An 8,150-nucleotide genomic window follows, 5' to 3' on the forward strand; every position below is an offset into this window, starting at 1 on the left:
TTTGAAAGCAGGGGAATCTGTAAATGTATGGGTTCAGCCAAGAGAGGGTATACCGGCTGGTGTTTATAAGGACACGATCACCTATACTACCGAGGAAGGGGCACAGGCTTCCTTTGAAGCAGATTTTACAGTGAATGAAGCAGCTCAGGTAACAGATGGAAATGGTGAGGATACAAATGCACCACAGGATCAGCAGAAAACAGATCCGGCACCTTCTGTGACACCAGATGTGGCTGCAGGAACAGCCCTTACATTTGATCCTGTTACAGCTGGATATACAGAGCTTCCAGCAGGAAAGACTGTAAGCTTCAGCAATCAGGCCGGCACAGCAGATGCACAGCTTACAGCAGTGCTTGACGCAGGTGCACAGGCAGCTTTTACAACAGCATTTTCCGCAGACACCTTAGCAGCAGGCGCAGCAGAACCTTCAGTATTGACAGTTCAGCCGGTAGCTGGTCTTGCAGCAGGTACTTATTCCGGTAATGTGACTGTACAGGTTAATGGAATGGATTTTGCCACCTATCCTGTATCTCTTACAGTGAATGCACCGGCAGCAGCCAGTCTGACAGTAGATCCGGCAAGCGGAAGTACTCTTGCATTTGATTCTGTAAAAGAAGGATATGCAGCAGCACCAGATGCAAAGTCTGTTACAGTCAGCAATTCAGGAAATGCAGCAGCGAATCTGACAGCTGTTCTTGATGAGGCAGGACAGAATGCATTTACTGCAGCTCTTTCACAGGCTTCTATAGCAGGTGGTGAGTCTGCCATTCTGGCAGTTCAGCCGAAGATGGGACTGAAAGCCGGTACTTATACAGGACAGGTATCTGTATTGAATGACGGAAATGTTGTATTCACATATACACTTTCTCTGACTGTGGCACAGGCAGATGTATTTGGATTATCTGTAAACCCAAGTATAGTTGATTTTGGCACTGTAGAAGCTGGTTATACAGAAGCACCACAGGCCGGTACAGTTACTGTAAAGAATGAAGGTAATACAACCATCAATCTGAAACAGCCAACAGGCGGTGATTTTGAGGTGGGTGCTCTTTCAGCAGTGACACTTGCACCAGGTGAGAGTGCAACTTTTACTGTAAGACCTAAGACAGGTCTTGCAGAAGGACTGTTTGATCAGGATATTGTAGTAGCAAGCGATAATTCCCAGACAAGTGTAAAGGCAATCCTTACAGTTGCAAAGGCAGAGGTTAAACTGACAGGGATCACCAAACCTTCTCAAATTACAGGGCTTGCCAATGGTACGAAGAAATCTGCAAAGGCGTTGAAGCTTCCTGAGACTGTTGTCATCAGTACTACAAATGGAAAGATGAAAGCATCCGTTAAATGGGATGTAAATGGCAGCTCTTATGATCCGGACAGCACAGATGCACAGACGTTTACTGTAAAGGGAACGGTAACATTGCCTAGTGGTGTGACCAATCCTGATAAGATCAGCACTATTGTTTCTGCAAAAGTAAGTGTGAATGGACGCTCTGCAGTTCTTGCAGACCCATCCGGAAATACTATTGCAGGGATTGACCCTAACGCAGCTTATACTACAGCGACCAAGATCACCGTTACAGCAAATGGTGCAGGTATGAATAATACCGATCCTGGAACCGGAGATACCAGATATATTCCGGCAAGCTGGAAGGTTCTTGAAGAAAGAAAGTGGGAGCAGGCTCCTTATTCAGCTACATTCAGAATGGCTAAGGCAGGCAGTTATACTATGACAGTTGTATTCAATCAGCAGAAATATGATGGAAGTAACTGGGTAAATACAGGTGCGCAGGATGCTAAGCAGGTCAACTTCAATGTTTCACAGGCAGATGGCCAGGATCTTACCCCGGCAGCGAACCGTACAGATGCTAACCAGAAAAATGCAGTACGTACCGGTGATAACACACCGATCATGACATTTGTAATCATTCTGGTGGTTGCAGTGATCTGTATCATTGGTGTAGTTGTTTACAGAAAAAAGAAAAAATGATTTCATAATATAATAATATTGTCAGCAGGCTTTTTAGGGAAGCTTATTATTCCCTAAAAAGCCTGCTGTTTTATGAAACAAAGCCTACTGTTAGCACTCAACTTACATGAGTGCTAAATTTTTCTTGACTTTTGAAAAGAAGAGTATTAGTATATATTGCATAAGAGTAAAAATCAAAGGAGAGTGATCTACATGGCTGAAAAGCATGGTAGTTTATCAATTAACAGTGACAATATTTTTCCAATTATAAAGAAATGGTTATATTCTGATCATGATATTTTTGTCAGGGAACTGGTTTCCAATGGCTGTGATGCAGTGACGAAGCTGAAGAAACTGGATGTAATGGGCGAGATACATTGCCGGATGATTACAAGCCGGAGATCCATATTATTGTAGATCCGGAAAAAAAGACCCTGAAGTTTATTGATAATGGTCTTGGTATGACTTCAGATGAAGTAGAAGAGTATATTACACAGATTGCTTTTTCAGGAGCTACCCAGTTCCTGGAGCAGTATAAGGATAAGACTACGATGATGATCAGATCATCGGTCATTTTGGACTGGGATTTTATTCTGCATTTATGGTTGCAGATGAGGTCCATATTGATACTCTTTCTTATAAAGAGGGCGCTACGGCTGTACATTGGACATGTGATGGCGGTACAGAGTATGATATGCAGGATGGGGATAAGACAACAGTTGGTACAGAGATCACACTGTTTCTGAATGAAGAGAGCGTAGAATTTGCCAATGAATATCGTATGCGTGAAGTACTTCAGAAATATTGTTCCTTCATGCCGGTAAATATTTATCTTGCCAAGGAAAATCAGGAGCAGGAGTACGAAACCATTGATGAGTCAGAACTTCGTGAGGATGATGTAGTTGTTGAGCATATTCATGAAGATGCTAAGACTGAAGAGAAAGAAAATGATAAAGGAGAGAAAGAGGTTGTCGAAGTTTCTCCTGCAAAAGATAAGGTAAAGATTAACAAACGTCCAGTATCCTTAAGCAATCCCCACCCACTGTGGATGAAGCATCCAAATGAATGCACAGAGGAAGAATACAAAGAGTTTTACAGGACTGTATTTATGGACTACAAGGAGCCATTGTTCTGGATCCACCTGAATATGGATTATCCCTTTAACTTAAAAGGTATCCTGTATTTCCCGAAGATCAATACAGAGTATGATTCTATCGAAGGAACCATCAAGCTTTATAATAATCAGGTATTTATTGCGGATAATATTAAAGAAGTGATTCCGGAGTTCCTGCTTTTGCTGAAAGGTGTGATCGATTGTCCGGATCTGCCTCTGAATGTATCCAGATCAGCACTTCAGAATGATGGATTTGTACAGAAAATTTCTGAATATATTACCAAAAAGGTTGCAGACAAATTGACTGGTATGTGTAAGACCGACAGAGAATCCTATGAGAAATACTGGGATGATATCAGTCCATTTATTAAATTTGGCTGCATTAAGGATAACAAATTTGCAGATAAAATGCATGATTACATTCTGTTCAAGAATATTGACGGAAAATATCTTACATTGAAGGACTGCATTGAAGAAAATAAAAAAGATCAGAATGTAGAAGAGAAGGCTGAAGACACAAAAGAAGCAGAAGAGAAGAAAGAAGAAGCTTCTGATGATAAGAAAGAGCCGGAAAAGACAACCATCTTTTATGTGACAGATGAGATCCAGCAGAGCCAGTATATCAATATGTTCCGTGAAGCAGGCAAAGATGCTGTGATCATGAAACATAATATTGATGCTCCGTTTATCACTCATTCTGGAGCAGAAAGATGAGCATGTACAGTTTAAGAGAATTGATGCAGACCTTTCTGAAGAGATGAAAGAAGAGGCTGTCATTGACGAAGATACAGTAAAGAAGCTGACAGATACCTTCCGTACAAGCCTTAAGAAGGATAAATTGGAAGTAAAGGTTGAAAAGCTGAAAAATGCAGGTGTTGCAGCAATGGTTACTTCTGTCTGAGGAAAGCCGCCGTATGCAGGATATGATGAAGATGTATAACATGTATGGCATGGATCCGTCTATGTTTGGCGGTCAGGAAACCCTGATCCTGAATGCAAACCATCCGCTGGTACAGTATGTGGCAGAGCATACAGATGGAGAGAATACATCCATGATCTGTGAACAGCTGTATGATCTGGCAATGATGAGCCATAAACAGCTTTCACCGGAAGAGATGACAAAATTTGTCAAAAGAAGCAATGATATTCTGCTGAAACTGGCTGAAGCATAATAAAGCAGGAAGAAGATCGCTGCCTGGTACACGAGATATAATATATCTGTACCAGAGTCAGCGATTTTTTTATCTCAGTTGAGAATACTCCCACCTCTTTTTGGTGGTGAGTAACAACAAACTCGACTTGAAAAAAACATAAAAAATATATATATTTTTCTGGAGCTAACGTGTATAATATTAATGGGTTATTGTTGTAATTCAGATGATTCTTTCAGATAGAATCCAGAAAAGGTAAGAAAAGCCGTATTGTATCACTGTGTGAACCAAGGTAAGCAGTAAAGGAAACATTGTTTTACAGGAGGAGAGATATGAGAAAGGTTTACGGCTTGATCAGAACACTTGGAGCAACTTCAAAGTATAAAGGCTATTATTTTGTTGCAGAAGCAGTGAAATTATCAATGGGATTCGCAGAAAAGCCTATACGGATCACGAAAGATGTATATCCCTGTCTGGCACGGAAATTTAAGTCCACACCTGTAAATGTGGAGCATGATATACGTACCGTTATTAATATATGCTGGGAGAATAATCGTGAAAAGATACAGGAAATTGCAGGCTATACTTTAGAGTATAAACCTACAAACAGCGAGTTTGTTGATATGTTGGCATATTATCTGAAAGAGCAGATCTGAGAAATACATGTGACATGCAGAGGATGGAGGAGCTGAAACAGGAGACCGGAATGTCGAATTGATTTCGGAGATTACATCTCTTCAAATATGATCTGATGCTGGGAAAAAAGTCCAGTACCATACCGTCCCATAACTGTTCCAGACGTTTGTCCGGAATAAATGTATTGAAAGCTGTCCCTGTTGTACATAATAGGATTTTGTTTTTGAACTGAAGATTCAGATAAAGTCCACTGATGGCGGAAGGGGCAGCAGAAAGGCTGGCCTCAGCCGCAAGAGCCTGTGTCTGAGCTTTGGACAACTGAAGAACGATCTTGAAAGAAAGAGGTGTGCGTTTGCCGCGAATCACGGACCAGCAGAAAGGTCTTGTTTCTTTCCAAAGGGAGTAGGTGCGCCCACTTTTTTGAAGGATCTGAAGCTGGTCGCTGTCCAGAAAATCTGTATGCAGCTTCCCATCAATAGAAAATGTATTATAAGTTGTGATCTCAGCCTGGTTTAACCAGAATGAATCAAATACTTCTTTTATAAATAGTTTGTTCGTAAAATCTCGAAGATCTGTTATTTTTAAAGCAATCATTGAAAATCCCCTGTTTCATAATATATAAGATACCTATTCCCACATCATTATAAACGAAAATAAAAAAAAAGGATAGAGTTTTCTAAAAAGACTTTTCAAATACAATATGATATGCTAATATAGATGTGGTATTCAATACTACATATTATGGAAAAGAGGACGATATAATTGAGCTATAAGATTGTGATAGATAGTTGCGGAGAACTTTTAGATGAATGGAAGCAGGATACCAGATTTGAATCTGTCCCTCTTACTTTGACTGTTGGAAATGAGAATATCATAGATGATAGTACTTTTGACCAGGCGGATTTTTTGAAAAAGGTGGCAGATTGTCCGGAATGTCCAAAGTCAGCCTGCCCATCACCTGAGCGATACAGGAAGGCTTTCGACTGTGATGCTGATCGTGTGTATTGTGTTACTTTATCAGCTGAGCTGAGCGGATCCTATAACAGTGCTATGCTGGGAAGAAGTCTGGTGGAAGAAAAACATCCAGGCAAGAAGATTCATATATTTAATTCTTGTTCTGCATCGGTTGGAGAAACCCTGATCGCATTAAAGATCCAGGAATGTGAAGAAAGGGGATGGACTATAAGCAAACGATCGATACGGTAGAACATTATATTTCACAGCAGAATACTTTTTTTGTACTTGAGAATCTTGAAACTCTTCGTAAGAACGGGCGTCTTAGCAGGGTGAAGGCATTGGTCGCATCAGCACTGAAGATCAAACCTGTGATGGGTGCTACTCAGGAAGGTACTATATGTCAGCTTGACCAGGCAAGAGGTATGAATAAGGCTCTTGTGAAGATGGTAGAACATATTCAGGAAGCAACCACAGACAGTGTAAATCGAACATTGGCTATTTCTCATTGCAACTGTGCACAGCGTGCCCAGATGCTGAAGGAGGCTCTTGAGGAAAAAATGAACCTTAAGAAGATCCTGGTTTTGGATACTGCGGGAGTCAGCAGCATGTATGCCAATGATGGCGGGATTATTGTTGTTGTATAAGGTTTGAGGCTTTTCTTTTCTTTAAGAGTGTGCTATAATATGCAGAAATAATATTTTTGCAGTGAGCATATAAAGGAGATAGATTATGAGCCAGAAAAAAGTGGATGCTTACAAAGCTGAAAAAGCGAACCGTGAAAAAATCATGAAAAAAGAAAAAAGGGTTCTTCGTCTTGAGAAGCTGATTGCCCTTGCGTTTTGTATAGTTGCAGTTGCATGGATCGGATTTTCTGTATACAGCAAGGTAAATGAAGGCAAAGAAGAAGTAGTGGTAAATACTGAGATGGATACTTCCGCTCTGGATGATTACCTTTCCGGGATCGCTACTGATGCTGCTGATGCAGAATGATGATGATCTGTTGATCGGATAGCAGCAATACCAGCAGGCAGCAGATCTGTGATACATACTGTAATGCGAATCATGATTGAACTGTGAAGGTGCTGAATAGCTACGAACTTATAAAGGATAGTGGATATGACAGAGATTTCTGCCGATTCCACTATCCTTTTTGGATTTTGTGCAATATATTTTGGTTATCCCGGACAACAAAAAGTCTCCGGAAATCCGGAGACTTTTGCTGCTATCAGAAAATATTAAAATTCTCTTTCTGCTGTTGGTCAGTACTCAATAGTATACAGGGTACAAAATTAATTATAATTTTGTAACGTTAGCAGCCTGCATTCCACGAGCTCCCTCGGTAAGATCATAAGTTACAGCCTGACCCTCTTCAAGAGATTTGAAGCCTTCACCGTTGATTGCGGAAAAATGTACAAATACATCAGCACCGTCTTCACCTGTGATGAATCCGTAACCTTTTTCAGCGTTGAACCATTTTACAGTTCCCTTGTTCATCTTGTTACCTCCATAAAAATAAAAAGTTAAAAGCAGTTCTGGCGAAAAAAATCACCAGATTTTACAGACTATATCATGTAATCATATAATCTCTAAAAACTAGTGATGAGTTTTACATCGATAATCCCTGAACATGGTTTGATTATATATCCGGTTTTTCTAAAAATGTCAAGGATTAATAAGAAAAAGGGCTTTATTAAATGGTATTTTTCGTGTATTATGTAGCTTAGAAGTATTTTGGAATAACTCTGTGAATGGAATGAAAAACAGGCAACTCAGAAGGGAGAGATCTGAATGGGTGTTTTGATCCGTGGCGGTCGTGTGATCGACGCAGCGACAAATACCGATAAAGTGATGGATTTATACCTGGATGACGGTGTGATCCAGGAGATAGGAGAGAACCTGCAAAAAGCTGATGCAGGGGATCGGATCATTGATGCGGATGGGCTGGTGGTAATGCCGGGTATAGTTGATCTTCATGTACATTTCCGGGATCTGGGTCAGGAGTATAAAGAAACGATTGAGACAGGATCCAGGGCTGCAGCCAGAGGCGGAGTGACTACTGTGGTGGCAATGCCCAATACCACACCGGTGATCCATGAGCCGGATCGGGTAAGGTATGTACAGAATAAAGCTGCACAGCTTTCACAGATCCATGTGCTGCAGGCTGGAGCCATGACCAGAGGAGAACAGGGCAAAGAGCTTTCTGATATTAAAGGAATGGCAGATGCAGGAGTACCGGCTCTTTCCGAAGATGGCAAATCTGTAATGGATTCAAAGCTTTGCAAAGAAGCCATGACAATAGCAGCAAGATGTGACCTGCCGGTTTTGG

General features: G+C 40.9%; 6 protein-coding genes and 2 pseudogenes. 6 read left to right on the forward strand and 2 right to left on the reverse strand.

Translation table 11 applies throughout. The annotated features are described in order from the left end of the window. From R1Y93_RS07950 to R1Y93_RS07960, 3 genes and pseudogenes are all read left to right on the forward strand, one after another. A partial coding sequence (locus tag R1Y93_RS07950; RefSeq protein WP_500822384.1) for a COG1470 family protein occupies positions 1–1,987 on the forward strand: 1,987 nt, incomplete at its 5' end. Between the two features lie 192 nt (positions 1,988–2,179). Continuing rightward, positions 2,180–4,252, forward strand: a pseudogene (gene htpG, locus R1Y93_RS07955) (molecular chaperone HtpG). A 311-nt stretch (positions 4,253–4,563) separates the two neighbouring features. Continuing rightward, the gene (locus R1Y93_RS07960) at positions 4,564–4,887 is read left to right on the forward strand and encodes a sporulation initiation factor Spo0A C-terminal domain-containing protein (protein ID WP_500822386.1); all 324 of its coding nucleotides are present in this window, start codon (positions 4,564–4,566) and stop codon (positions 4,885–4,887) included. Here the strand turns inward: R1Y93_RS07960 and R1Y93_RS07965 are convergent. Further along, positions 4,832–5,461 carry a DUF5721 family protein gene (locus R1Y93_RS07965; RefSeq protein ID WP_500822387.1) on the reverse strand — a complete coding sequence of 210 codons (630 nt, stop codon included), beginning with the start codon at positions 5,459–5,461 and terminating at the stop codon, positions 4,832–4,834. The genes R1Y93_RS07960 and R1Y93_RS07965 overlap by 56 nt on opposite strands. A 168-nt stretch (positions 5,462–5,629) precedes the next feature. On the opposite strand from R1Y93_RS07965, the pseudogene R1Y93_RS07970 reads away from it, so the two are divergent. Next, positions 5,630–6,468 (forward strand): annotated as a pseudogene (locus tag R1Y93_RS07970) (DegV family protein). A gap of 85 nt (positions 6,469–6,553) precedes the next feature. After that, on the forward strand, positions 6,554–6,814 hold the full coding sequence (locus R1Y93_RS07975) for a hypothetical protein (protein WP_500822388.1): 261 nt from the start codon (positions 6,554–6,556) through the stop codon (positions 6,812–6,814). 303 nt (positions 6,815–7,117) lie between these two features. Here R1Y93_RS07975 and R1Y93_RS07980 read toward each other — a convergent pair whose 3' ends face one another. Continuing rightward, positions 7,118–7,318, reverse strand: a complete 201-nt coding sequence (locus tag R1Y93_RS07980) for a cold-shock protein (RefSeq protein WP_008705499.1) — start codon at positions 7,316–7,318, stop codon at positions 7,118–7,120. 294 nt (positions 7,319–7,612) lie between these two features. On the opposite strand from R1Y93_RS07980, the gene R1Y93_RS07985 reads away from it, so the two are divergent. Beyond that, positions 7,613–8,150, forward strand: a 538-nt coding sequence (locus R1Y93_RS07985; protein ID WP_500822389.1) for an amidohydrolase family protein, incomplete at its 3' end; no start/stop codon positions are given.

It is taken from the genome of Blautia sp. HA3515 (genome assembly GCF_059933065.1).